Annotated in this window: 1 protein-coding gene; it reads right to left on the bottom strand. The window is 74.8% G+C overall.

The features are described from left to right. On the bottom strand, nucleotides 1-301 hold a 301-nt coding region (locus DBV14_RS33195), incomplete at both ends, for a TolC family protein (RefSeq protein WP_185546215.1).

Here is a 301-nt window from a genome sequence, read left to right as displayed (position 1 = left end):
GGTCGGCCGCCGAGGCCTGCGCGCGCGCCGTGGCCGCTTCGTCGGGCCGCTGCAGGCGGCCGAACAGGTCGGTTTCCCACGAGGCATCGAAGCCCGCGCGGCTGCTCTGCGCCAGCGTGCGCGCATCGGCCGGCGTGCCGTTGCCCTGCGCGATGCCGCGCGTCTTGCTTGCGCCCATCGTGACCACGGGCAGGCGGTCGAGCTCGGCCTCGGTCTGCGTGGCGCGCGCTTCCAGCAGGCGGGCCTGCGCGATGCGGATGTCGTGGTTGTTGCCGAGGGCCCGCTCGATCAGCGCATCGAG

The sequence above is a fragment of the Variovorax sp. KBW07 genome (assembly GCF_003852515.1).
Taxonomy (GTDB): Bacteria; Pseudomonadota; Gammaproteobacteria; order Burkholderiales; family Burkholderiaceae_C; genus Variovorax.
The sequence above is the reverse complement of the archived record's forward strand: the minus strand, read 5'-3'. Positions and strand labels throughout refer to the sequence as shown.